Origin of the sequence: Pedobacter frigidisoli, from assembly GCF_004331675.1 — a bacterium.
Classification (GTDB): domain Bacteria; phylum Bacteroidota; class Bacteroidia; order Sphingobacteriales; family Sphingobacteriaceae; genus Pedobacter; species Pedobacter frigidisoli.
Map to the genome: position 1 here is coordinate 205,474 of NZ_SJSN01000003.1, position 24,808 is coordinate 230,281.

Genomic DNA, 24,808 nt, shown 5'->3' on the forward strand with positions numbered 1-24,808 from the left:
GTTTTTGGCGACAATATAGCAAATTACCCTTAGTGATTTTATGAGATGATTTGAATTTCAAAAGTTATTTTTATAATAATATTTGTGTTCAATTTAAAAATCATATATTGTCAATAAATTAACTCAATCTCAACATGACTTTTATAGCAAGTGTTATAGCCAAGGAGGGCGTAGCAATAGTAGCGGATTCTTTCGGAACAACCTTAGAGCATTCATTAAATGAAAAGACATTTCTCGATTATATTGCTGAGGCCAATGATAAAAACAATATTCCAATCCAAGAATTAATCGAGCTTTTTGAAAAAAAACCTTCTTACACTAGAAATTATGTAGATAAATTATTTCGATTTTCTAAATATTCAGCTATTACGTTTACTGGAGCTGTGTATATCAATGGAAAGGAAATAAAGGAAATAGTAAAATCAATTTCCGCAAATATGGATACTGAAAATGATGCTCATAATGCTAAGGAATTGGAGGTCGTATTAACAGAATTTTGTAGTCATTTAAAAGCGGAAGTAATTGAACATGCACAAACTAGAAATTTAACTCCCACTGATCTGATATTTTCAAATTTTAATCTCAGTACTAATACGCCACAAATTTACGTTATTAAAATTAGTGCTATTGATAAAGATAATTTCAATCCAGAGGCAGAAGATCTTATAACATTTGCCGAACAATCTCATTTAGGAATTGTTACAGATGGACAAAACAATTTTGTTGAACGATTAATTTTCGGATCTTTAGTGGAGAAAATTGGTTCTGTAAAAGATGAACTTATTAAACATGTTATTGAGGTCTTAAATTTAGAAGGTGAGCAGAAAGACAAATTAGTAGACTCTATACAAGATTTTGAGTTTTTGCAGAAAACTGTTTTAGATGATATGTTTTCTATAAAATTCAGACAATTGAGTTTGCAAGAAGCTCTAGACTTAGCAGCATTATTAATTAAAATTGTAATGGATATACAAGTGTATACCGAAAAAATACCGACAGTTGGTGGTTTAATCCGACTAGCAGTTATCCACGAAGAAAGAGGGTTTGAGTGGATTTCTGGACATAAATTAGTTCCCTCCAACATAATTTAATATTTTTGCATCATGAAAAACCTCAAAGAAAGTGCCTACGACAAAAGTGTTTGGCAACAGGTTGCAGTAAAAATCAAACATGCAGATGCTGATAGGCGAAATGAAACAAAAGACTTAATGAATAAAATTAAGTCAACATTAGAAAGAAATAATCAAGCGAATTGTACTCCGCATAGATAATTTGCTACCGTAAAAGTCGGAAGTTTACCAGATGCACGAATCAGAAATCAAAAACAAAGCTCTAAAAGAAAAGAAAGAGTTAGAACAACAAATCAACGAGCTAATCACAAATTACGAAACTCGTTGGAGAAAGCATTGGCTTAACGTTTCACTTATTCCAATTAGCGGACTTAAGAATAATCTTCCGTACGATCAACAAAAAGGTGGTAGGATTCAGTTGTTTCTTAATACTTAAAAGCTGACATTTATAATAAGAAAAAGAGCTGCGTTAACAGCCCTTTGATTTCTGATCATCACAAATGATCGATAATCTTCAAAATTAAGTTAGTAAGTGAAATAAGACCATTGCTGACTTTCATGAATTGTTTAAACTTTTTCAAGTGAGTTTAGATTACTCGATTAAGGAGAGGGCTCGTAACTCTCTCCATTCTTCAAAAATAATCATTTAATACGATAGTAAAAAACTGTGATTCCAATTAGGCACAGTACTTTCTTGCAAGTTTTTTCACAAAAATGGTGGACCCCATTGTTAATAGTTGGACCTTTAGTCTAACATTACAAGATCGAGAAAACACCAAAAAGAAAATGGAACAACACTACACCAATTTATTTGAATTAGTAGAGTTTTTAAAAGACGAAGCAACAGCTGTAAAACATCTTGAAGAATTAAGATGGAAAGGTAATAGAGCCTGTCCACATTGTGGCAACGTTAAAACTTATGCTCTAAAAAGCGGTAAGTATAAATGTGCTGATAAAGATTGCGATGAACAATTTACTGTTAAGGTTGGGACCATCTTCGAAGGTTCAAAAGTTCCACTTAAAAAATGGTTCATAGCTATTTATTTACTTACCTCGCACAAGAAAGGGGTATCTTCCCATCAGTTAGCAAGAGATCTAAAAGTAACGCAGAAAACAGCTTGGTTTATGTTGCATAGGCTTCGATTTGCATTTAGCAATGGTAGTTTCCAGCTTTTGGGAGACGATAAAATTGTAGAACTCGATGAAACTTTTGTTGGAGGAAAGAATAAAAACCGCCATTTAAATAAGAAAGTTAAAAATTCGCAAGGAAGAAGTTTCAAGGACAAAACACCAGTACTTGGTATGTTGGAACGTAATGGATTATTAACTGCAAAAGTTGTTGAGAATACATCGGCTAAGGTAATGCAACCAATCATTATTGAAAATGTGAAAAGTAAGTCTATTATCATGACTGATGAATGGGGTGGTTATAATAAGCTTGAAAGAATCTTTTCACATAGCTTTGTAAATCACGGTGCAGGCCAATATGTTATTGGTAATGTTCATACAAATTCTATTGAAGGTTTTTGGAGTCAGTTAAAACGTTCTATCTTTGGAATATACCACTCAGCATCAAGAGTTCACCTACAAAAGTATGTTGATGAAAGTGTATTTAGATATAATACTAGGAAAGTTGGTGAGGGTGAAAGAATGGAAATGATGCTTAGTCTTGCTAACTGCAGATTAAAATATCATACACTAATTAGAAAATAAATGAAAAAAGCTAAAGCAAAGCAAGTTAAGCCAAAGGAGGAAAAGGATGAAGAAATCACTAATCCATTCTATGGCATTTCAATGGAACAAGCGGTAGATAAGATTATAGAAGCAGGAAAGCCTAAGAAAGAAAAATAATAGTTTGGCAACTAAATTGATAATGTGATCTTTAGTTTACTAATTCAAATAAATTGCTGTAAAGCAGAAAGAAGAGAGGGTTGTAATGTGCCCTCTCTTTCTGTTTAATCTTTAAGCTGATTGTCTAAATAAATGCGAGAATCAGGATATTTGCTTTTGAAGCCATTAATCGCCTTTTCAATGTCATCTTCATTTTCGAATTGAAATCTAACTGAACTCGCGGTAATTCCTGCTTTGCCGCTTGCAAATTTATCTCTACTACCATCTACTTTATAGATCTCATAGTTAAGCGTTTCTGAACCGTCCTGCCAAACAGTGCTATTGAAAAAGATAAGATAGGTTTTGTCATAAAGGATTGTGTCTCGCTTAGATCTAGGTGGACCAGATTTACAACTAAAAAGCATACCTATTAATAATGCAAAAGAGAGTTTTTTCATAATATAAAGTTTTCGCTAAAACTAAATAATAAAACTAAAATTAGGCACGTATGCCTAAATAATATTTGCGCATCTACAGCACATTTGACTAATGTTATCAGAGTCAGATGAAAAGGAGCAACTAGAAGCATTCGGAAAGAATCTTCGAGGAATTAGAAAGGAGAAAGATCTTTCAATGGAAGCACTTGCAAATTTGGCTGAGATCGAACTATCTCAGATTTACAGGATTGAGACGGGAAAGATAAATCCAAAGTTAACTACAGTGTTAAAAATTGTTAAAGCTCTAGAAATAACAGCCAACGACCTATTTAGATGTTGCAATTTAGAATAATTCTTTTTAGCTTTAAGAAACAAAAATAAATACTTACTTTTGCAGTCTCAAATGGAAGAACCTACATTTACACATCTTGGTAAAATTTACGGCATACGTTGTTACTTTAATGAAAATACAATGGAAGTAAAAGGAACAACCTGGCTTAATGATTTGCTAATAGATTTAAGAGTAAAGCTAGAAATGATCTTTCCGATCAAAGATGGCTTTTATATAGAGGTCATAAGCCCGTTAGAAAAAGAAAACCATTGTGTTTAATAATTGTTATTAAAACAAAATAGGCTGGAAGACCAACTCCAACCTATCTGCACTTAAAGCTCCGACACTTTAAGATTACGAATTATACTACTTCTACCCAAAAGCAAAAAACGCCAGTTGGGTGATAAATTCTCACGCCCTTACGGGTAATAAACTTAGAGAATACTAGTTTGTATAATTTACCATTCACTGTTTTAAATTGTTCCACTTTGCTTCCTCCTTTCTGGCACTTAGATTAAGGTACAAGCAACCGTAAAACCTCCCAAGATTTGGTCCATAAAAAACCCGAGCTTCTTGAGGAGCTCGGGAATATTTTTTCTCTTTCACTGTCGGAGAGAAAGCAGAAATGAAACTTTTAAATTGTGAATGGTAAGGCAAAGATAGTATTAGATTTGTATAAAACAAATCTAATAGCCATAAAAAATATTGACAAATCTTGCTAATTCCTATATCCATTTTTTAAATTTTTCTTTCTTTAGGCGTTCTCTTTTTTAACACATATATATCTTTATCTTGATATGTCGACTTAGATACATCAAACATTATTGTATATTTCTTGTAGTCCATTTCGAGTAGGTCGAATGCATTACCTAGATTTAGATAATAATATTCTCCTGCTTTTGCTACTCTACCTGCTCCTTCCTCCTCTGACTCGAATAAATAAAATCTATCTGCATCATTCCTATCTTTCCCTATTATTAAGCTCTTTTTGTTTTCTATCTCCATCAATGTACTCGCTTCAATGTTAAAGCCAAGCTTTCCTGTCATGTGTATAGTAGCCTTAGGTTTTGTCCTTGAAGTATTAGCTTTTATGAATTCAATTTCCATAGTAGTAGATATCTTTAAGCAAATATAAAAAATTCTTTCGACTGTGTAAATATTTTTGTGGTAATTTTTTTAAACATCCTGTTGGTAATTGTTTACAACTTTAATTAATATCTATTTTCTATTTAATTACATTTTATATCTTTTCCTACGTGTACTCTTTTAAATTCCTTTATTCTCTCTTTTCAGTTTCTTTGTTTTTTCTATATTTGATAATATTATAAACAATTAAAAATTAAGTAATTATGAAACAATACAAGTTATTGCAAGATGTGTGGCCAAGCCAGCTGGAAGAAAAGCTCAATGCGTTAGCTGAAGATGGGTGGCTAGTAAAATCATTTACTACAATTGCCGAGGGAGAAGACAATTCAAATATCCAATATCATATTTTAATGGAATATGACGACGCTAATGATGATACAAACACGTCTATTGTTGAAGCGATAGATGATGTAAATGGAAAAGTAACAGAAATGGATGAGGGATTTAGAACACTTAGGGAGAGTCTCCGAAATATAGAAGGTGCACTGAGGGAGGTTAACTCTAACTTAGATCAAATATCAAATAATACCGATAGATAATGGAAGAACAGAAGGAAATTAAAATTGGGGACTTTGTTAGACATCGTTTTCTTAACAAGACTACTGATTTACTTGTAGTATTAAATAATGAAACAAAAATTCTTGCACGATATGTTAAGGACGGCATCTTTTATAGTGAGGAGTTTTACTTATTTGAAGTCGAATACTATGATAGAAAGCCTTTAAAAAGACCTCAGATTTATGTTGGATAGATGCGTCTACAAGTTTTCGATTAAAGTAACTTTAATCTATTCATTTACAAGATCTTTATAAAAGCAAAAGGAGCCTTAAATAAGCTCCTTTTTGATTATGCGTTAAATCGCGAATAAACACAGATTATATAGGTAAGGGTAATTTGCTATATTGTCGCCTTGTTTTTTACAATGGAGACAATTTAATAAACTATTTAACCTTAGGTAGCAAAATTTAATATTACAAAACCGCACAAACACGCAAATATTTGAAAACTATTTTTACATTCGCATAAACCAAACAGAATATGCTAAAAAAAGAACGCCATGATTTTATAATGCGACAGATTAATCTTCACAATCGTGTGCTCACATCGGATTTGGTGCAGCTGTTAACAGTTTCTGAAGATACCATTAGAAGAGACTTACAGGAGCTCGTTGAAGATGGCCTACTTTTTAAGGTCCATGGCGGCGCCCTCTCAAAATCGTATCACAGCTCTTTTGATGATAGTACCGTTTACGCAAGGGATAGTAAAATCATCATTGCCAAAAAAGCGACTATTTTGGTAAAAGATGGAATGGTGGTTTTAATTGGCGGTGGCACAACAATTTTAGAGTTTGTTAAACAGCTTCCTCAAAACATAGAGGCTACTTTTTTTACCATTAGTCCTTTGGTGGCTGTGGAACTATCTAAATATAATAATGTAGAGGTCATCCTTATTGGTGGGCTTTTCTCGAAAAACTCACAGATTACATACGGTGGGCATGTTATTAATCAACTCTCAGAAATTAAGGCGGATTTATGCTTAATGGGAACAAGTGCCATACACCCAGAAGAGGGTTTAACCGATACCGATTGGGAAATTAACCAATTAAAGAAAGCCATGATTGCCTGCTCAAAAAATACCGCTGTACTGTGTATTTCCGAGAAACTAGATATCACGCTAAGATTAAAAGTATGCTCAATAGAAAACATTAGTTATTTGATAACAGAGCTAAACAAGCAGGATCAGCTTTTGAATGCATACAACACAAAAGAGATTAATATTTTGTAATTGCTAGCTAGGCAAACTAATTTTCCCCATACAAACTGATGGAATACCTTTTCGATTCCCAAAATCCATCGGCTCACCACAAAGCGTTTCATTGGCTAAAACCGCAAAAAGCACTGCTTCCTTAGCATCAGGGTTAATATCTAAATCATAAGTGGTTAAAAATTTTGAGATTGGAAGTTTGGCTTTAAGAAGCTGAACCAAAAGAGGATTGTGCATTCCGCCGCCACTCATAAAAACCTGTGCTTTAGCCCTTTCTCCAAAGCATTTTTTAACTGCATTCGTAATTACTTCGGCAGAGAAATGGCAAAGTGTCGCCATTACATCTTCAAGCGCAATTTTTGTTGTGAAGGAATGCTTCTGGGCGTTTATCAAATAATCTAAATTGAATAATTCTGGCCCTGTAGTTTTCGGAAAATCAGCCTCGAAGAAATCGCAATCCAGCAAAGCTGACAGCAAATCTTCATTTAACCTCCCAGTTGATCCAATAGCCGCATTTTTATCATAAAACTGATTGAAATGTTTTTGTACAAATTGATCCATCAAGGTATTCCCAGGACCAACATCCGTAGAAAAGATCTGATCAGCGCTAAGACTACCCGGCAAATAGGTAAAATTTGCAATACCACCAATGTTAAGCATTATCCTATCTTCATTCTTTTTCGAAAACATTAAATAATCGCCATAAACAGCTAACGGCGCACCCTCACCACCTGCCGCCAAATGCTTCTGCCGAAAATCAGACAGCGTAATAATTCCGGTTTTCACAGCGATATGATCGCCATCTCCAATTTGCAAAGTTCCATTGGGGTAATCATCCATTTTGTGGAGCGATTTTGGCGCATGGAAAATCGTCTGCCCATGGCTTGCAATAAAATCAATGTCCTCGTTTTCATAGCCCCATTCTTTCAGCGCATCATTAATCAAAGCGGCATGGATGTTTGCAATGTGTTCGTTCATTAAACAAACCAACTCCAAATCGACCTTTCTCTTGGAGAAAATGGCCTTTATTTTAGCTCTGAAATCATCAGTATAATCACCCGTTTTAAATTCAAGCACTTCAATATCAGTCTCTATTCCACTTCCTTTTACCAAGCAAAGTGCAATATCCAATCCATCCATGGAGGTTCCGCTCATTAAGCCAATAATTAATCGCTCTGGTTTATTGGCCCTCGAGTATAGGTTTTGGATCTGAAGATTCATATTCTGATTTTATTTAAAAACGATCAAACGTTTGTTTGCACCCCTAACAGGATTTTATGTAAATACTTGCAATAAAAGTAAATAACCTTTGTTAGAAATTGGGCATAACTCTCTATCTTTACTGCTCCGTACATTAAAAACCATACAAAAAAAATGGCTAGATTAAATCTACTGGAGGAGACACGTTTCGAGAAACTCCCTGTGAGCGTGTTCGAAAATCCAAAAATTGCTTCAATTAATGTGGCACATCGCATTGCCGATCTCATTAAATCTAAACAAGCAAGCAACACACCTGCAGTACTGGGCTTAGCAACAGGTGTTACCCCAATTGCAGTTTATGCCGAATTGGTAAGACTGCACAAAGAAGAGGGTTTAAGTTTTAGAAACGTAATTACCTTCAATTTGGATGAATACTATCCAATGCAGCCAACGGCGGCACAAAGTTACGTTACCTTTATGAACGAAAATCTTTTCGATCATATCGACATTGACAAGAACAATGTTCACATCCCAGATGGAACGCTTCCACTAGAGGATATTCCGGCATTTTGCCTGAACTACGAAAAAAAGATTGGCGATCTTGGCGGACTTGATATCCAGATCTTGGGTATTGGTCGTACTGGTCACATTGGTTTTAACGAGCCAGGTTCTGCGCCAAATTCTGGAACACGTTTAGTTACTTTAGATGATTTAACCCGTAGAGATGCGGCTCGTGATTTTGGAGGAAAAACCTTTGTACCAACCAAGGCGATTACCATGGGTATCGGCACCATCTTCAAGGCCAGAGAGATTATCTTGATGGCGTGGAGTCGTAAAAAGGCCTCTATTATTAAAAAGGCAGTTGAGGGAGAGATCTCTGGCGAGGTGCCGGCAACCTACCTACAACTTTCTGAACATGTAGAATTTATTCTTGATGCTCCTGCAGCTTCAGAATTAACCCGCTTTGATACTCCTTGGTTAGTTAAAGATTGCGTTTGGACGGATAGTTTAATTCGTAAGGCGGTAATTTGGTTGGCAAACACCCTGCATAAACCAGTTTTAAAGCTAACTGAAGATGATTATAATAACAATGGGATGGCGCAACTTGCAACCGAAAAGGGCCCAGTTTATAATATCAACATCCACATTTTTAATAAATTACAACATACCATTACGGGCTGGCCAGGCGGAAAGCCAAATGCCGATGATTCTCAACGTCCGGAAAGAGCGGAGCCTGCGAAAAAACGGGTGATTATTTTCTCTCCACATCCAGATGATGATGTTATTTCTATGGGTGGAACTTTTATCCGTTTGGTTGATCAAAAACATGATGTTCATGTGGCTTATCAAACTTCTGGAAATACTGCGGTTTGGGATGATGATGCCCTGCGCTTTGTAGAATTTAATGTAGATTTTACTGAGAAAATGGGAATGGATAATACGCACTTGAAAGATCTCTATAACAAGATGAGAACCTTTATTGAGCAGAAAAAACCAAACCAGATTGATACACCAGAAATACAGACTGTTAAGGGATTGATTAGAAAGGGTGAAGCGATTGCCGGTGCTCGCTATTGCGGATTAGCAGATGATCACATCCATTTCCAGGCACTTCCATTTTACGAAAGTGGTAAGAATCAAAAAAATCCAGTAACCAATGCAGATATCGAATTAACGATAGAGCTTTTGCAAAAAGTTAGGCCGCAACAGGTTTTTGCTGCTGGCGATTTCGAAGACCCTCATGGAACGCATATCGTTTGCTTTAACATTATTTTGGAGGCATTAACACGTTTGCGCAAAACCGAAGCTTGGGCACAAGATTGCTGGTTATGGATGTACCGCGGTGCATGGCATGAATTCGAGACACATGAAATTGAAATGGCTGTACCAATTTCCCCTCAAGAATTGGAGCGCAAGAGAAATGCAATCTTCAAACACCAAAGCCAAAAAGACAGAGCTGTTTTTCCTGGCGATGATGCAAGGGAATTTTGGCAACGTGCTGAAGATCGAAATCGGGAAACAGCGAAAGCTTACGATGAGTTAGGACTTGCAGAATACGAAGCGATGGAAGCTTTTGTTCGCTGGAAATTCGAAGATTAATAATTATCTATCAAAAACAAATCCCTTGTTCTGGTTTAAGAGCAAGGGATTTTTTGGTTTAATTAACTTGCGAAGTCTCGGAGGCTCCTGGGGGGAAGACTTCAATTTTTTTTGGAAACCTATGTCAGTATTGCTTGGGTTAATTTCGTCCCGCCATCTGCTATAGCTCCGATTGAAAAAATGGGAGGCTGCCGCGATTGTCGGGTTTAATTACTAAGGCTTTTGCTAATAGGCTGGATTTTCTAGCGATCCCATTGCAAACTCTTCGTTAGTCGGGATTGCGAGCTGAACTAACACTCAATAAGCAAGAGCCTTATCGATAAACCTCATCATTCCCCAAATAATCCAACCACTTAAAACTTGCTGAATTACTTGATTCCTTGCCAGATGAAGTTGCATACAACCCAAAAAGTGAGCCCACAAAACCACCAGCAACTTTGGTGCTTAAATATTTTCCATCCACACCACCGCGAAGGAGTTTCCAATCGTTGGGCTTAGTTGCATAATAGAAGTTGTATTTATCCTTTTTCGCCTCAATTTGAAGATATACTTTACTCATACCAACCTCTTTTTCAGCGATCAAATCCATATCCTTTTTTTCCTTGTTTCCTTTAAATAGCTGCAAAACAGGCTTTCCATTCGAAACAGATTTACACAAATAATAAAAGTTATACTCACTTTGAAAAATTACCATTCCAGCCTTTTCATTTTCACTTGTCGCATCAAAGACCAGTTCAGTACTCGTTTTAGAACTTAGGTGTTGCTGACGCTTACCAATAAAGGCAGGATTCCCATTCCCCATGCAGGTTTCGGGTAATAGATTTAGCGTTAAACCTGAAGACTTGCTGATCTTATACCAACTTGTGCCCAAAGTTCTGAGGAAGAGAAGCGCAGGATCTAGCTTTTCTACAAAATTAATCCGATAGGAAAAGTTACCACTTTGAGGCCTAACATCTCTTTGTTTTACCTCTTTAAAATTTGCGGTATAACTGTACTTAATTTCTTTGTTATCAGGATTAATAATTGGCCAACCCTCAACCCATTTTACGGGTGCAATAAAGGTTTCTCTGCCGGTATTGTAAAAAATGCCTTCATAAGGCCGAACCGCTAAGAATACAGCATAAGTATTTCCATCTGGCCCCACAATTAATTCAGCATGACCAGCAGAAGTGATTGGGTTCTTTCTATTCGGATCAAGATCACGCTGTGTTAGAATTGGGTTTTTCTCATAAGCAATGTATGGGCCTATTGCCGATTTACTTCTTAAAATAACTTGCGAGTGGTTAACAGAAGTTCCGCCCTCAGCTGCGCATAAATAATACCATTCGCCACGTTTGAAAATGTGTGGACCCTCAATCCAAACCGGTTTTTTGCTGATATCAACCCCACCATTTACCAATTGCTTTTCTTCGCCTACTACTTTCAAAGTTGTTGGATCAAACTCAAAAACGCGAATGGTTCTGTGTCCGTCATAAAGCGGTTTGTTAGTTGGCGCATCACTGTTGTAAACGATATAAGCCTTATCAGCATCGAAAAACAATGATGGATCTATTCCCTTCACTTGTGGCAACCAAACAGGGTCGCTCCACGGTCCAGCAGGATTTTTAGCCGTGACAACAAAATTCCCCTTTCTATCAATTAAGGTACAGGTAACGTAGTAAATCCCTTTGTAGCAGTTAATTGAAGGCGCAAATAATCCTCTTGATACACCATCACCTAAAAAATTCATCTGACTTGGCCTATTGATCACATTGCCAATTTGCTTCCAGTTTTTTAAATCCTTACTGTGAAAAACAGGTATTCCAGGGAAGTAGGAAAATGTGGAGTTAACCAGATAATAGTCACTACCAACTTTTGTTACGCTTGGATCGGGATAAAAGCCAGAAAGAATGGGATTGGTAAATTTTATCTGTGCCGAAACAGCAAAGGTTATACAACATAAAAATAGCACTAATAGCTTTCTCATTTTAAGTTTTTATTTGGTTAATTGAGGAAAGGTAGAAAATCAAAATTAAAAATGCAGCCGATTGCAGAACCTATTTTTTTTCTTAATTTAGGATATTCTAAAGTTTTATTATTCTAAAAATGGATAAAAAGAGATTCGTATTAATCACTGCTTTCGCTCTGAGCGTTTTGGTAAGCGCTGCACAAATCAAATTACCTAAACTGATTGGCGATGGCATGGTTTTGCAAAGAAATGATACCACAAAAATTTGGGGTTGGGCTGCGCCAAATGAACATATCTCATTAGATTTTAATCATAAAACTTATCAAACCAATGCTGATAAAAACGGTGATTGGTCTATTAAACTTGCGCCACAAAAAGCTGGTGGTCCTTATCAGATGGTTTTCACAGCTAGCAATAAAATAGAGTTGAAAAATATTTTATTTGGTGATGTATTTATTTGCAGCGGTCAATCGAACATGGAATTGCCGATGGGTAGGCTGATTGATAAATATCCAACGGCGATCGCCCATAGTACAAACTCAAATATCAGACAGTTTATAGTTCCTGATGAATATGATTTTAAACAACAAAGAAAAGATTTTTCGAGTGGTATTTGGCGATCTGCTAATCCAAAATCGGTTTTAGATTTTTCTGGAGTGGCCTATTTTTTTGCTTTGGAGATCAACAAAAAATACAATGTTCCGGTGGGGATAATTAATGCAGCTCTTGGTGGTTCGCCAGCACAGGCATGGATGAGTGAAACCGCGATAAAAGATTTTCCAACATATTATGCAGAAAGTCAAAAATTTAAGGATGATGCGTTAATTAAGCAGATCGAAGCTGCTGATCAGGCTTTATCCAATGCTTGGTATGCAGAATTAAACTTTAAAGACGGGGGTTTGAAAAATAATTGGAAAGCTGATATTGATCATAGCGATTGGAGTGAAATGAATGTGCCTGGCTATTGGGCAGACGGCTCGGTAGGAAAAACCAATGGTGTGGTTTGGTTTAAAAAAGAAGTAATTGTACCAAAATCTATGGTTGGAAAATCCGTTAAATTAATTTTGGGCAGAATTGTAGATTCAGATTCTGTATTTATTAATGGTAAATTTGTGGGCACAACCAGTTATCAATATCCACCAAGGAGATACCTTTTTAATGCTGGAATTTTAAAGGAAGGAAAAAACTCCATCACCGTTCGTTTAGTTAATAATTCTGGCAATGGCGGCTTTGTTCAGGATAAGAATTATCAACTCATTACCGATCAAGATACTATTGATTTACGTGGTAAGTGGAAATATAAATTGGGTGCAAAAATGGAGCCCGCTCCCTCGCAAACCTTTGTTAGATGGAAACCTGCTGGCTTATACAATGCGATGATTGCACCACTAAAAAACCTGAATATTAAAGCTGCACTTTGGTACCAAGGTGAGTCCAATACAGGAAACTCAAAAGAGTATTTTGACTTAATGAATGTCTTATTAAAAGATTGGAGAACAACTTTTCATCATGAAAACCTACCCTTTTTATATGTTCAGTTACCTGGATTCATGGATGCGAAATCTATTCCTACCGAAAGCGGATGGGCAGAATTAAGAGAACAGCAACGCAACTTATTATCTGTTAAAAATACGGCAATGGCTGTCGCTATAGATTTAGGTGAATGGAACGATATTCATCCATTAAATAAACAAGATGTAGGTAAAAGATTAGCCTTACAAGCCGAATATCTAGTTTATGGTGATCGTAAAGTTGTTCCTACTGGCCCAAGCTTTAAATCCATAGCCGCTAATGGCAAAAAATTAATTTTAAGCTTTGATAATGTTGGAAAAGGGCTAATAGCAAAAGGAAATGCCAAACTTAAATATTTTTTGATTGCTGGGGCTGACAAGAAGTTTGTGTGGGCAAAAGCGACTATTAACGGAGATAAGGTTTTCGTTTGGAACGATGCGGTTGTTAAACCAATATTTGTTCGGTATGCGTGGGCAGATAATCCCGAAAGCGCCAATCTATATAATGCAAATGGTTTGCCTGCCTCACCATTTGAAGCTCGTGTAAAATAAAAGCGAAAAGATTTAACAATTTAAGGGATTTGAGAACATTTAAGTTGGATGATGGATAATCTCGCAGAGCGTTAATCTTTAAAAACCCAAACGGATTTCAGAAGCTTATTTAAAGTAAAATCTAGAACGAAATAATTTAACCATAGGAGGAATATGAGAACATTTAAGCTGGGTGTCGCTTGATATTTGGTGGTGAATAATCTCTGAAGCACTAATTTTTATACCGCAAAAGGTTTGCCTGTCTTGCCATTTGCAGCTCGTTTAAAATAAATCTAGAAAGAAAGAATTTAACCCTATAAGGAATTTGATAACATTTAAGCTGGGTGTTGCTTGATATTTGGTGGTGGATAATCTCTAAAGATAACTTTTACATGATGACCAGATTCGGTGTATTAACTGATGAACAATAGCTTGGTTAACAACAAAGGGCGGCAGATTACTCCACCGCCTTTAAAGCATCAATTATTTAAGTTCGATTAATAATTAATTTTCGCCATTTCCTTGAAGTGCCTGTTTCACGCCCGCGTAAGCAGGTTTTTTACTGAAGTTCTTATCAAATAATAGTGGGTAATCTAATTTATTTGCAGTTACATTGGCGGCAGGATTTAACCAGCTACTGGTATCATCTACACCCCAAATAGTAATGCCTCCACGCTGAGCTGCAGGAACATATTTGATGTAGGTTGCAATAACAAATTTATACATTACAGCCTGTAACCTTAAATCATAAGCAGAAGCTACATATCCTATTGCTGGGTTTGGACCTCCCGGATTTATCCTGATATCAAATTCTGAGATTCTTACTTTTAAGCCAGTTGAAGCTAATTTTTGCATCATGGTAATGATATTCGCATAAGGCGTAGAAATAAGCATGTGCATTTGAGTACCTACTCCAGTGATCCCAGAATTAGATGCTTTTAATTCATTGGCGAGTTTTACAAAAGCATCCAATTTAGTTGTGCTACTTTCTAAATTGTAATCGTTCATGTATAAATCGGCTGCCGGATCTGCAGCTTTTGAATATTGGAAAGCTTTTGTCGCATAATCTCTACCTAGATAATTTTGCCATACAAATACATCTGTTCGCCCTGTCGATGGGGTATTGGTGTTGTTTCTAAGTTCACCAGCATCAGAAAATGGCTCGTTAATAACATCCCAAGCTTTAATTTTTCCTGCATAACGGCCAACAACCGTTTGAATGTGTTTTTTCATTGCATCATCAACAATTGTAGCAACTGCCGCTCCCGTTGGTGGTGCCACTACCGACGCATCGGTAATACTAACATCATCCAAGTATAAAGTATTAGCCGTTCCACCTAAATCAAAGGCAAGTTGGATCGTAGTTACATTAGCAGGAATAGCGTAATCGTACGAAACTTTAGTGTAACTTGTAGTAACCGCCTTGCCGCCCTGATAGTTAACTGAGCCAGCCGCAGCGCCTAAATTTGGCCTCACTTCGAATTGAATGGTTTGTGCGCTAGTGCCTTTGATGTAATAAGAAATAGTATATGTTTTACCCGCAGTAACAGGAATTTGCGCTTTAGTCACAATTTGTGTATTGTAATTTTGTCCTCCAGCAGGCACATTTACCTGTAATGCCTTCGTACCAGAATTTGTATTGGTAGTGGTGCTCACAAATTGGCCAGCCCCGTTCAGCACTTGCCATCCGTCAGCGGGCTCTGCAGTGGTAGCAACTGTTGTAGTTTCGAAACTAGGATTAACAGCCAAATTTGTTGCGCCACCGCCTCCGCTACCACCACCGATTAATGAGTTATAATAAGTGGCTCTTTGCTGAGAATGCCAAACCAAAGTATGCCCAAAAACCTGTAATCCAGCTGTTGTAGCTAGGTTATAGAAAGCATCTGCTGTAGTAAAATCATAGGTACCATCGGCTTTTACTATTGATCCATTTTTTAGTTCATTGCCAAAAGTAATATTGCTAGCTTCGCCCTTAACGGCAGCCCAATATTTAGAATTTGTGGTAGATAACGGATATTCGGCAGCTATCCCGATAGGAAAAGATGCAACACTTTTTAAGGAAGCCGTGGTATCAGTAAAATTTCCATCATTCTCAAAACCACCGTTCTGACTATCTTTTTTGCAACAGCTTAACATTGCAATTAAAGCAAAGGCCATTACATATAATGAAGAGTTAATTTTCATAAAAATCTTTTTAATTTATTTATCGTGTGGCTGAGATCTTAGCGTTTAACCAAATCCCTAGCCAAATTTTAGTATCCAGGGTTTTGAGGAAATTGATCTCTATTGGTTAATAAATCTAACTGCGAAGCAGAAGGAATTGGCCTCAATACATGGAAATCCTTAATGTTTGGAGCCGCCATCTCGTTATATAATTTCGCTCTAGCAATTAACGTTTGTGTTCTGGTTAAATCAAACCATCTATTCATTTCTCCAAAAAGCTCGCGGGTACGCTCTTCCAAAAGAAAGTTTAAACTTACATCAGCAGCGCTAGCCTGATTTGCCGCTACAGCGGCAGAATTTTGAGTCGCTGTATTTGTAGCTCTAAACCCAGCACGAGTTCTCAAAGCATTAATCATTGTCGCAGCTTCGCCAGTTCTATTCAGCTTAAACGCGGCTTCTGCAGCTATCAGATATGTTTCACCCAAACGCATTAAAATTATGGGTCTATCAGAAGCATCATTATAGTGTAGTTTTGTTTTATCCATGTGTTTGGTCATGGTAGGAAACCACTCTGTATCATATTGTGATGGCGCAACAATAACGCCTTTGAATTTCTGTCTCTCGGCTACAGAAACTTCTCTTCCCGGCATATAAATCGCCGTATCTACCCCTTTTACTGGCACAACTGCTATTCCATTTCTTGTAGTTGTAAAGGCCGGGGTAGTCGTTTGAATATTATTGTCTTGTGTAGATGGAAGGTTCATTATCCAGGCTTTTTGAAAAGTACCATCATAACGTGCGTCGTTATCTCTATTTCCAAAAGTTGCGTAGGTATATGGCGTTGGCCTAAACCTCCTGTACGGGCGACCATTAACCTGATCTCTGGCAACCATTTGCGTTGTTACGGCAGGTGCACCAGGAATGCCTTCATTTACATTTCGGGTTAGCGTATAAAAACTTACCCAATAGCAGTTTAACCTATTTTCCTTATTACCTCCAGCTGGTGCGGTAGTATTGTTATAACCACTTTCCGAATAGGTAGGATCTGTGTTTCTGTCGGCTACAAATAACGATTCTTTACCATATTCATTTCCTTCCTTAAAAATGTCGGCAAAATTACTTTCCAAATCAACGCCATAAGTTCCTTTGGCATTAATTAATCCTATGGCGGTATCGTAAGCTTTTGTAAAATCAGAAGAACCATCACCATCTCTAGCTGCAGGATCCCAACCTTTTGTTAAATAAACCTTTGCCAATAAGTGTAGCGCCGCAGCTTTTGAGGCTCGTCCTTTTGATTGCCCTGCCTGAATATTGCCCAATTGGGAAGCGGCTTCCGTCAAATCCTTGATGATTGCATTGTAAACTTCCTTTTTAGGAGCTCTTAAATCTTCTGTGCTTGGTTTATTATTATAGCTTAGTTTTAAAGGCACATCACCAAAAGTTTGCACCAATAAAAAATAATAGAAACCTCGTAAAAATTTTGCTTCACCTAGAAGTTGATTCTTTTTAGCGGCATCTACATTGGCTTGAGGGCCAAACTCCAAAACACCGTTTAGATTATTAATCGGCACAAAACTATTATCCCACACCCCTTGTATTGTGCCATTTTGTGGTGTGATATTGGTGTAGTTATGAAAGTCTAAACCTCCATCGCCGCCTCTTATTACTTCATCGGTTCCGGCAACCTGAGAGGAGGTAAATCCCTCACTTCCCCAAAAATAGCGTGTTGTGGCGTATGAAGCATTTAAACCCGCTTGCAAACCATCGGCAGTTAAAAAATATTCAGGACCTAAGTTTGAACGGTATTCTGAATCCAATTGTTTTTTACAACTCATTGGTGTTATGGCTACGATTGCCAAGGCAATCCAACCAAACCTAATATTTTTATGAATTTTCATTTTTTTAATATGAATCTGTTAAACTTAAAATTTTGCATTAATACCGAATAAGAATTGTCTGGTTGATGGTAAATCTAAACCAACAGTAATCGCTCTTCCGTTTGCAACCGCATTATTGCCAAGTGCTCCACCTACTCCAGTTCCCTCAGGATCCATTCCTAATCCAGATTTTACAAAAGGCGAATAAAGTATAAATGGATTGTTAGCCGTTGCATAAAGCCTTAAACTACCCAGGCCAAGTTTTGAAGCTAAAGCTGATGGAAAATTATATCCAAGATTTATACTTCTAATTTTCACAAATGAGCCATCATAATAACCCAGGGTTGATGAATAGGGCAAACTAGTTGCTCCACCAGCCGGCCTTGGAAATGCGTTTGTAGGATTTGTTGGTGTCCAATAATCTACCTTTACCTGATTAACACGACCATTCAAGAAAGCAAAATAACCAGTTCCACTTCCATCGGTTGTTAAGTATGGAACTACAATCTTGTTGCCCAAACGTGAGAAGGCAACCACAGATAAATCAAAGTTTTTGTAGGACACACGCTGTGTCATTCCTAAAATTACTTTCGGCTGGAAAGATCCAATTATACTTCTGTCTGCATCATTAATAATATGATCTCCATTTAAATCGGCAATTTTGATCTGTCCTGGAAGTGCTGAATAACCAGCATAACTTGCTGCTTCAACTGCTTCTGAAGTTTGCCAAATACCTAATTTTGTAAAATCGTAGATCACGTTAATCGGCTGACCAACAAACCATCCATTACCTACATCTTGTTGGGTAGTACCATCTGCAAGGCGAACAATTTTTTCTCTGTTGATAGAGAAGTTAAAATCAGTTGACCAACTAAAATCAGTAGGTTTAGTTGGTGCAATATTTAAGGAGCTGATGTTAAATTCAATTCCTTTTCCGCTGGTAGCAGCTGCATTTGTATAGAAACTTGTTGCGCCATTACTTCGCGGCAACTGTTTGTTGATAATTAAATCATCAGTATTTTGTTTGTAAACCTCAATAGATCCAGTAATACGATTATTTAAGAAACCGTAATCTAAACCTAAGTTAAATTGCTTGGTGCTTTCCCATCGTAAATCTAGATTAGCTAAACTTCCAATATAATATCCTTGAACATTTTCGGCGCCATAATCATAGCGGTTAGATTGCAAAGAACCACGAGTTGCATCGGTTGGAATTGATGGATTACCTGTTACACCATAAGATGCCCTCAATTTTAAGTTGGAGACGATTTTCTGGTTTTTCATAAAATCCTCGTTTGAGATATTCCATCCAATGGCCGCCGCCGGATAGTTTAAATATGGATTTACAGGAAACACAGAAGAACCATCTCTTCTAAAAGTAAATGTTGCCAAGTACCTATCCTTATAGGCATAATTAACTCTTCCCATAAAAGATTGTAAACCTCCTCTAGAAAAGCCATTTGCGCCACCATCTACAGCAGTAACGGTCTGTGCCAAGAAGAAGTTATAGTATTGAACCGCCTCACTTGGAAAACCAACAGCGTTAAAGGCATTATTAAATCCTCGATCACGTTGCACACTAAATAATCCAGTAACGTCTATTCTATGATCTTTGGCAATTGTTTTATTGTACGTTAGAATATTTTCTGCAAGAAAAGTCCAAGCTTCGCTATTTGCTAAGCTAGCGGTTGCCTGTGCTGCTGTTGCTGCATCTGGTCTGATAATGGTTTTAGGACCATAAAAAGTACCGCGGTTTTCCTGCCTAAAGTCCAAACCTAAATTCAATTTATACTTTAATCCTGGTAAAATATTTACCTCTCCATATAAAACATTGTTCGTTCGTAATCTTCTCGTTCTATCTACAATGTTATCCCTATCGCTTAATGTTAGTGGGTTTGCGGTTGCAGTTTGATCAACCGTTCCGTCTTGTGGATAGAGGTATATGCTACCGTCTGGATTGTAGGCCGGCGCTAATGGGGTAATTCGCATGGTTGCGTAAAGTGGATTAACACCAGATCCATTTCCGTATGTTAGCGTATTTCTCGTACTCAAACCAACTTTAATCCACTTATTTATGGTGGCATCAATTGTAGTGTTTAATGCGTAACGCTCAAAACCAATACCTGTAACTACACCAGCCTCGTTAAAATATCCGCCAGATAATCCGTAGTTGATACCCTCGCTTCCGCCACTTATGCCTATTTGTTGGTTGGTAACAAAACCACGCTTATATAAGTAGTCTTGCCAATTGGTTGATGTTCCATTTGCTATTCCTTGCTGTTCTAAGGGAGAATATCCTGCTGTATAAGCTGGTGATGCTGCATTTCGAAAAGCAACAAATTCTTGAGCATTAAATTGATTGTATTGATCTCTTATCTGGCTGTAGCCATAGTAAGAATTATAGGTAAGCTGAGGTTTTCCAATCCTGCCCCGCTTTGTTGTGATCAGAATAACGCCGTTCGAACCTCTAAAACCATAGATTGCAGTTGATGATGCATCTTTTAAAATATCAATACTGGCAATATCATCATTATTAATCTCGTTCACACTTCCATTAAACGGAACGCCGTCTAATACAATCAATGGATCGCTCGTACCGCTTAATGATCGATTTCCTCTAATTCTAATTTGCCCGCTGGCTCCCGGCCTGGAACTACTTCTCGAAATATCGACTCCAGCTATCCTACCCTGCAAAGCTGCAATAGGATTTGCAGCTGGAACTTCGAGCAAGGCATCACCTTTAATCCCCGCTACCGAACCCGTTACATCTGATCTTTTCTGCTGACCGTAGCCAATAACTACCACGTCATTCAGTGCTTTCGAATCTGGTGTGAGCCTTACAACATAATTGCTACTCCCTGTAATCATTACTTCCTGCGATGGATAACCAATAAAGGATACGATTAAAGCCGATTCATTTTCGGGGGCATTAATACTAAAACTTCCATCATCGCCAGCAACGGTAGATTTTCCGGAAATTTTAAGCTTTATCCCTGCCCCTGGTAAAGGAAGATTTTTTTCATCAACCACTTTACCCTTTAAAATTTTTTGGGCAAACAGCAATGTTGGGGTTAAGCCTAATAAAAGTATTAGCACAACCAAACGCTGCAAAAAGATTTTTTGTCTAGGTTTTCTCATAAAAAGGTTCAATTTAATTTGCAGTAATTAGCTGCTATTTTAAATAACCTTAAGGTCTTATTCACCTGGTTAGAAAGTGGAGAACGGAGCTTAAGTATATTTGGTTATGATAAAAGTAGAAATTAAAAAATGAATTTGCAACCGATTGCATAAAATATTTTTTATTTTATTTTAAATACTTCTAAAATCATTAATAATGGCGTATTTTTACTCTGTACCGATTGCACTAAATGATAATTTAAATTATAAAAGATGAAAATGACCCAAACCATGCGCTGGTATGGCCCAGATGACATAGTATGTTTAAGCGACATCAAACAGGCTGGTTGCAGTGGCGTAGTAACCGCGTTACACCATATCCCAGTTGGAGAAATATGGACCACCAGCGAAATCGAAAAAAGAAAACAAGAAATTGAAAACCACGGGATGGTTTGGAGTGTAGTGGAGAGTCTTCCAGTTCATGAAGAGATCAAAAAACGAGCTGGCCATTATCAAACCTGGATTGAAAACTATAAAATAAGCTTAACCAATCTAGCGGCTTGCGGCATAAAAGTAATCACGTATAACTTTATGCCTGTTTTAGATTGGATGCGAACAAATCTAAAATACGAAACTGAAACTGGAGCTCTTGCACTACGTTTTGAAAAAACGGCTTTTATCGCTTTCGATCTATTCTTACTTAAACGGCCAAATGCGAGCCATGATTATCCAGAGGATGAAATAGAAAAGGCAACCAAATATTTTGAAAACCTTAATGATGATGGCAGAAGAACTTTGATGGGAAATTGCTTACAAGGCTTGCCTGGTAGCAAAGACCGATTTACTCCAGAACAAGTACTTGCACTTCTTGATGGATTTAGCGGTATAACGGCAGACATATTGAAACTTAATCTCGTTAAATTTCTTTCTGAGATTACGCCAACCGCCGATGAGTACAATATGCAAATGGCCATTCATCCAGATGATCCACCCTATCCTATTTTAGGCCTCCCAAGAATTATGAGTACCGAAGCTGACGCACAATATATTCTTGATAAAGTACCTACAAAATCCAATGGCTTGTGTTTTTGTACCGGTTCTTTTGGCGCCAGACCAGATAACGATTTGCCAAGAATGTTGAAGAGATTAGGCTCGAGGGTTTATTTCCTTCATTTAAGAAGTACACAAAGAGATGAAGAGGGCAATTTTTATGAAGCAAATCATTTAGAGGGAAATGCCGATATGTTTTCTATTGTTAAAGAGGCAGTAAAACTGATGCATGATGAAAACAGAGTCATCCCGATGCGGCCAGATCACGGACACCAGATGATGGATGACTTGGCAAAAAACCCTTATCCAGGTTATTCTGCTATCGGACGATTAAAGGGGCTAGCGGAATTACGTGGATTGGAAATGGGAATTAGAAAAAGTCTTTTCGAATAAAATTTAAGAAGGCAATTTACCTGTAGATTGCCTTTCTACAACCGTTGGATCGAGCACAATATGTTGGATATCCTGATAAGGATTCTCTTGTCCGACCATTTTTAAAAACATCTTCGCACATTCGGTCCCCATTTGAGCTGGGTGCTGATCTATCGTAGATAAATTTGGTGTGATATAAGCTGAAAAAGATTCGTTTGCAAAACCAATTACCCCAACTTCTGGTGGGGTTTCATTAATTTCCTTTAACTTTTTAATTACACCCAAAGCGGTAAAATCATCGCCAGCTAAAATAGCATCTGGCTTATTTTCCATCCGCATTAATTTGCCAGCACCAAACCTCCCATCTTTAATTGATAATCCACCAAAAACAATATAATCATCATTAATTGGGAGGTTATTATCTGCCAATGCCGCTTTATAACCTTTTAGCCTATCATTAAAAATTTTGATTTGGTGTACCGTGGTTACTAATGCGATTTTTTTATAGCCTTGATCAATTAAATGTTGAGTAGCCATATAACCCGCCCGATAATCATCAAGCGTTACGGTTGGCACATTTAATTCCGCGTTAACGCGATCAAAAAGAATAAGGGGTTTATTTTGCTTGATGATTTCGGCAAAGTGAGAAACGTCTTGCGTTTCTAAAGACATAGAAGCCATAATTCCATCAACCTGTGCTTCTAATAAAGTTCGAACTCCATTTATTTCGTTCTCAACAGATTCGTTAGATTGATAAATAATAACCCGATAACCACTGTCTTTCAGCCCATCTTCGATACAATGAATAATCGATGCGAAGAAGTAAGCCTGTACGCTGGGCACAATCACACCGATGATGTGTGTCTTGCCAGATTTTAATGCCGAGGCCAATCGATTCGGACTGTAATTGAGTTTTTTAGCCATCTCAACTACCGCCTTTTTAGTTGTGTCACTTATAGCAGGAAAACCGCTTAATGCCCTTGATACCGTAGAAACCGTAATATTGAGCTCTTTGGCAATATCGTATATGGTTGTTTTCTTTTTCAAATTTGAATGGGGTAAAACGATTGATTTATGATTCAATGAATAAAATTCAATCGGTTGTACGGGCAATTTAGTAATTATACTTTAATGATGATATTCTTTTTGAACATGAAATAAAGTAGGACATAAAATCCAAGCACATAGCTAATCGCCCAAACCAGCGATGCATTTATGGGAGAAAAGAATGGCGTATAACAGGTTTGGTAGAATTTCTCTAACAGTGCCGTTTTCGTTCCATCGGCATTTGTAATTTTTATTAAGTTTAAAACCCTGGGCATTAAGCCTGCCAAAAAAAAAACGGTAATGGCATTTACGCCATAAACTACAAATGGGGTGGTAATTCGTTTATAGCCTTGAATGTCGATTAACCAATAGCAAAGCGCTAAACCAATTGACGCTAAACCTCCAGCATATAGAACGTAGGAGCTTGTCCAAAGTGCCTTGTTAATTGGGAATTGAAGATCCCAAAGCAGGCCAAAAATAACAGCACCAATGCCAGCGGTGAACAGCCAAGCCACTTTTGATGGATTATCGATGTCTTTTCTTCTCATCCAAACACCAACTAAGATACCAAATAAACAAGTCGCAACTGCTGGCAAGGTGCTCAGTACACCTTCAGGATCCCAGGTTTTAGATGATGCCCAAGTATGTGCTTCGGTTAAAATCCCGCGATCTATCCATGCGGCTAAATTGGTTTCTTTTTCGAGGTTTGCATAACCCACTCCAGGCACGGGAACGAAAGTCATCAATGCCCAATAAATAGCAAGAATTGCGATAAATGTTTTAAAAATAGCCTTGTTAGAAAGCTTTAAAAAAACGATACTGCTAATGATGAAAACAATCCCAATACGTTGAAGAACCCCTAATAGCCGAACAGTTTGAAAAGCCTCCAATAAACTTTTTCCATCGATGATTACGGCCATAAGTTTTCCGAAAATGGCCAGAAAAAACCCTAAGAAGTAAAGTATAATCCCTCGTTTAATTGCTTTGAAAATTGTTTTTTGATGTGTTGAGGGATCAGCTTTGCTACTGCTCATGGCAAATGCGATTGAAACGCCCACTATCCATAGAAAAAATGGAAAAATTAAATCGGTGGGCGTACAACCATTCCATTCTGCATGCTCTAGTGGAGCATAAATATGTCCCCAACTACCCGGATTGTTCACTAAAATCATTGCGGCTACGGTTAAGCCCCTAAAAAAATCTAGAGAAAGCAGGCGTTGTTTGGGTTCGATCATGATTTAGGATTGGTTGAGAAAACTAATTTAAAGCTTTGTTTTTGTAATGAGAAATAAATCGTTGTATCGACTTACGAAG

General features: G+C 37.3%; 21 protein-coding genes. 12 read left to right on the forward strand and 9 right to left on the reverse strand.

From position 1 onward, the window contains the following. The first annotated feature begins 134 nt into the window (after positions 1-134). The 5 genes from EZ449_RS05065 to EZ449_RS22585 all read left to right on the forward strand — a co-directional run bounded on the left by EZ449_RS05065 (position 135) and on the right by EZ449_RS22585 (position 2,921). Entirely contained in the window at positions 135-1,091 is a 957-nt protein-coding gene (locus tag EZ449_RS05065; RefSeq protein WP_131556882.1) for a hypothetical protein, read from the forward strand. Positions 1,092-1,103: 12 nt separating this feature from the next. Further along, the gene (locus EZ449_RS22580) at positions 1,104-1,271 is read left to right on the forward strand and encodes a hypothetical protein (RefSeq protein WP_165499701.1); all 168 of its coding nucleotides are present in this window, start codon (positions 1,104-1,106) and stop codon (positions 1,269-1,271) included. A 31-nt stretch (positions 1,272-1,302) separates the two neighbouring features. Continuing rightward, positions 1,303-1,506, forward strand: coding sequence for a hypothetical protein (locus EZ449_RS05070; RefSeq protein WP_131556883.1), 204 nt, complete (start codon positions 1,303-1,305; stop codon positions 1,504-1,506). 350 nt (positions 1,507-1,856) lie between these two features. Beyond that, positions 1,857-2,783: an IS1595 family transposase gene (locus EZ449_RS05075; RefSeq protein WP_131556884.1), complete on the forward strand. Its 927-nt coding sequence runs from the start codon at positions 1,857-1,859 to the stop codon at positions 2,781-2,783. After that, the gene (locus EZ449_RS22585; RefSeq protein ID WP_165499702.1) at positions 2,784-2,921 is read left to right on the forward strand and encodes a hypothetical protein; all 138 of its coding nucleotides are present in this window, start codon (positions 2,784-2,786) and stop codon (positions 2,919-2,921) included. A 104-nt stretch (positions 2,922-3,025) separates the two neighbouring features. Here EZ449_RS22585 and EZ449_RS05080 read toward each other — a convergent pair whose 3' ends face one another. Further along, on the reverse strand, positions 3,026-3,358 hold the full coding sequence (locus EZ449_RS05080; protein WP_131556885.1) for a hypothetical protein: 333 nt from the start codon (positions 3,356-3,358) through the stop codon (positions 3,026-3,028). Positions 3,359-3,449: 91 nt separating this feature from the next. Between EZ449_RS05080 and EZ449_RS23450 the strand changes: the two genes are divergently transcribed. Continuing rightward, positions 3,450-3,689, forward strand: coding sequence for a helix-turn-helix domain-containing protein (locus EZ449_RS23450; RefSeq protein WP_131556886.1), 240 nt, complete (start codon positions 3,450-3,452; stop codon positions 3,687-3,689). 717 nt (positions 3,690-4,406) lie between these two features. Here EZ449_RS23450 and EZ449_RS05090 read toward each other — a convergent pair. After that, complete coding sequence (locus EZ449_RS05090; protein ID WP_131556887.1) at positions 4,407-4,775, reverse strand: hypothetical protein; 369 nt, start codon at positions 4,773-4,775, stop codon at positions 4,407-4,409. 242 nt (positions 4,776-5,017) lie between these two features. Here EZ449_RS05090 and EZ449_RS05095 point away from each other — a divergent pair, with 242 nt between their 5' ends. The 3 genes from EZ449_RS05095 (at position 5,018) to EZ449_RS05105 (ending at position 6,599) form a co-directional block, all read left to right on the forward strand. Next, a complete protein-coding gene (locus EZ449_RS05095; RefSeq protein WP_131556888.1) occupies positions 5,018-5,353 on the forward strand; it encodes a hypothetical protein in 336 nt (111 codons plus the stop codon). Continuing rightward, positions 5,353-5,565 (forward strand): hypothetical protein, encoded by a 213-nt coding sequence (locus EZ449_RS05100; RefSeq protein ID WP_131556889.1) that lies wholly within the window; start codon positions 5,353-5,355, stop codon positions 5,563-5,565. The genes EZ449_RS05095 and EZ449_RS05100 overlap by 1 nt, the downstream gene beginning before the upstream one ends. A gap of 287 nt (positions 5,566-5,852) precedes the next feature. Beyond that, on the forward strand, positions 5,853-6,599 hold the full coding sequence (locus tag EZ449_RS05105) for a DeoR/GlpR family DNA-binding transcription regulator (RefSeq protein ID WP_131556890.1): 747 nt from the start codon (positions 5,853-5,855) through the stop codon (positions 6,597-6,599). A gap of 3 nt (positions 6,600-6,602) precedes the next feature. On the opposite strand, the gene EZ449_RS05110 is transcribed toward EZ449_RS05105, so the two are convergent. Next, complete coding sequence (locus tag EZ449_RS05110) at positions 6,603-7,799, reverse strand: anhydro-N-acetylmuramic acid kinase (RefSeq protein ID WP_131556891.1); 1,197 nt, start codon at positions 7,797-7,799, stop codon at positions 6,603-6,605. Positions 7,800-7,952: 153 nt separating this feature from the next. Here EZ449_RS05110 and nagB point away from each other — a divergent pair, with 153 nt between their 5' ends. After that, a complete protein-coding gene (gene nagB, locus EZ449_RS05115) occupies positions 7,953-9,878 on the forward strand; it encodes a glucosamine-6-phosphate deaminase (RefSeq protein WP_131556892.1) in 1,926 nt (641 codons plus the stop codon). Positions 9,879-10,191: 313 nt separating this feature from the next. Here nagB and EZ449_RS05120 read toward each other — a convergent pair whose 3' ends face one another. Beyond that, positions 10,192-11,844, reverse strand: a complete 1,653-nt coding sequence (locus EZ449_RS05120) for a glycoside hydrolase family 43 protein (protein ID WP_131556893.1) — start codon at positions 11,842-11,844, stop codon at positions 10,192-10,194. Positions 11,845-11,963: 119 nt separating this feature from the next. On the opposite strand from EZ449_RS05120, the gene EZ449_RS05125 reads away from it, so the two are divergent. Further along, on the forward strand, positions 11,964-13,889 hold the full coding sequence (locus EZ449_RS05125) for a sialate O-acetylesterase (RefSeq protein ID WP_131556894.1): 1,926 nt from the start codon (positions 11,964-11,966) through the stop codon (positions 13,887-13,889). Between the two features lie 483 nt (positions 13,890-14,372). Here the strand turns inward: EZ449_RS05125 and EZ449_RS05130 are convergent, their stop codons facing one another. From EZ449_RS05130 to EZ449_RS05140, 3 genes are all read right to left on the reverse strand, one after another. Continuing rightward, the gene (locus tag EZ449_RS05130) at positions 14,373-16,052 is read right to left on the reverse strand and encodes an endo-1,4-beta-xylanase (protein ID WP_131556895.1); all 1,680 of its coding nucleotides are present in this window, start codon (positions 16,050-16,052) and stop codon (positions 14,373-14,375) included. A gap of 68 nt (positions 16,053-16,120) precedes the next feature. Further along, entirely contained in the window at positions 16,121-17,929 is a 1,809-nt protein-coding gene (locus EZ449_RS05135; protein ID WP_131556896.1) for a RagB/SusD family nutrient uptake outer membrane protein, read from the reverse strand. Between the two features lie 24 nt (positions 17,930-17,953). Then, complete coding sequence (locus EZ449_RS05140; RefSeq protein WP_131556897.1) at positions 17,954-21,046, reverse strand: SusC/RagA family TonB-linked outer membrane protein; 3,093 nt, start codon at positions 21,044-21,046, stop codon at positions 17,954-17,956. Between the two features lie 252 nt (positions 21,047-21,298). Between EZ449_RS05140 and uxuA the strand changes: the two genes are divergently transcribed. Continuing rightward, positions 21,299-22,468: a mannonate dehydratase gene (gene uxuA / locus EZ449_RS05145; protein ID WP_131556898.1), complete on the forward strand. Its 1,170-nt coding sequence runs from the start codon at positions 21,299-21,301 to the stop codon at positions 22,466-22,468. A 3-nt stretch (positions 22,469-22,471) separates the two neighbouring features. On the opposite strand, the gene EZ449_RS05150 is transcribed toward uxuA, so the two are convergent. Both EZ449_RS05150 and EZ449_RS05155 read right to left on the reverse strand, forming a co-directional pair. Continuing rightward, a complete protein-coding gene (locus tag EZ449_RS05150; RefSeq protein WP_131556899.1) occupies positions 22,472-23,494 on the reverse strand; it encodes a LacI family DNA-binding transcriptional regulator in 1,023 nt (340 codons plus the stop codon). A gap of 74 nt (positions 23,495-23,568) precedes the next feature. Continuing rightward, entirely contained in the window at positions 23,569-24,729 is a 1,161-nt protein-coding gene (locus EZ449_RS05155; protein ID WP_131556900.1) for an acyltransferase family protein, read from the reverse strand. Between the last annotated feature and the right edge of the window lie 79 nt (positions 24,730-24,808).

Coding starts and splice junctions, on each gene's coding strand:
- EZ449_RS05070 (WP_131556883.1), top strand. CDS start 1,303: ATGCACGAATCAGAAATCAAAAACAAAGCTCTAAAAGAAAAGAAAGAG.
- EZ449_RS22580 (WP_165499701.1), top strand. CDS start 1,104: ATGAAAAACCTCAAAGAAAGTGCCTACGACAAAAGTGTTTGGCAACAG.
- EZ449_RS05140 (WP_131556897.1), bottom strand. CDS start 21,046: ATGAGAAAACCTAGACAAAAAATCTTTTTGCAGCGTTTGGTTGTGCTA.
- EZ449_RS05120 (WP_131556893.1), bottom strand. CDS start 11,844: ATGAGAAAGCTATTAGTGCTATTTTTATGTTGTATAACCTTTGCTGTT.
- EZ449_RS05135 (WP_131556896.1), bottom strand. CDS start 17,929: ATGAAAATTCATAAAAATATTAGGTTTGGTTGGATTGCCTTGGCAATC.
- nagB (WP_131556892.1), top strand. CDS start 7,953: ATGGCTAGATTAAATCTACTGGAGGAGACACGTTTCGAGAAACTCCCT.
- EZ449_RS05155 (WP_131556900.1), bottom strand. CDS start 24,729: ATGATCGAACCCAAACAACGCCTGCTTTCTCTAGATTTTTTTAGGGGC.
- EZ449_RS22585 (WP_165499702.1), top strand. CDS start 2,784: ATGAAAAAAGCTAAAGCAAAGCAAGTTAAGCCAAAGGAGGAAAAGGAT.
- EZ449_RS05125 (WP_131556894.1), top strand. CDS start 11,964: ATGGATAAAAAGAGATTCGTATTAATCACTGCTTTCGCTCTGAGCGTT.
- EZ449_RS05090 (WP_131556887.1), bottom strand. CDS start 4,775: ATGGAAATTGAATTCATAAAAGCTAATACTTCAAGGACAAAACCTAAG.
- EZ449_RS05110 (WP_131556891.1), bottom strand. CDS start 7,799: ATGAATCTTCAGATCCAAAACCTATACTCGAGGGCCAATAAACCAGAG.
- uxuA (WP_131556898.1), top strand. CDS start 21,299: ATGAAAATGACCCAAACCATGCGCTGGTATGGCCCAGATGACATAGTA.
- EZ449_RS05075 (WP_131556884.1), top strand. CDS start 1,857: ATGGAACAACACTACACCAATTTATTTGAATTAGTAGAGTTTTTAAAA.
- EZ449_RS05100 (WP_131556889.1), top strand. CDS start 5,353: ATGGAAGAACAGAAGGAAATTAAAATTGGGGACTTTGTTAGACATCGT.
- EZ449_RS05105 (WP_131556890.1), top strand. CDS start 5,853: ATGCTAAAAAAAGAACGCCATGATTTTATAATGCGACAGATTAATCTT.
- EZ449_RS05065 (WP_131556882.1), top strand. CDS start 135: ATGACTTTTATAGCAAGTGTTATAGCCAAGGAGGGCGTAGCAATAGTA.
- EZ449_RS23450 (WP_131556886.1), top strand. CDS start 3,450: ATGTTATCAGAGTCAGATGAAAAGGAGCAACTAGAAGCATTCGGAAAG.
- EZ449_RS05130 (WP_131556895.1), bottom strand. CDS start 16,052: ATGAAAATTAACTCTTCATTATATGTAATGGCCTTTGCTTTAATTGCA.
- EZ449_RS05095 (WP_131556888.1), top strand. CDS start 5,018: ATGAAACAATACAAGTTATTGCAAGATGTGTGGCCAAGCCAGCTGGAA.
- EZ449_RS05080 (WP_131556885.1), bottom strand. CDS start 3,358: ATGAAAAAACTCTCTTTTGCATTATTAATAGGTATGCTTTTTAGTTGT.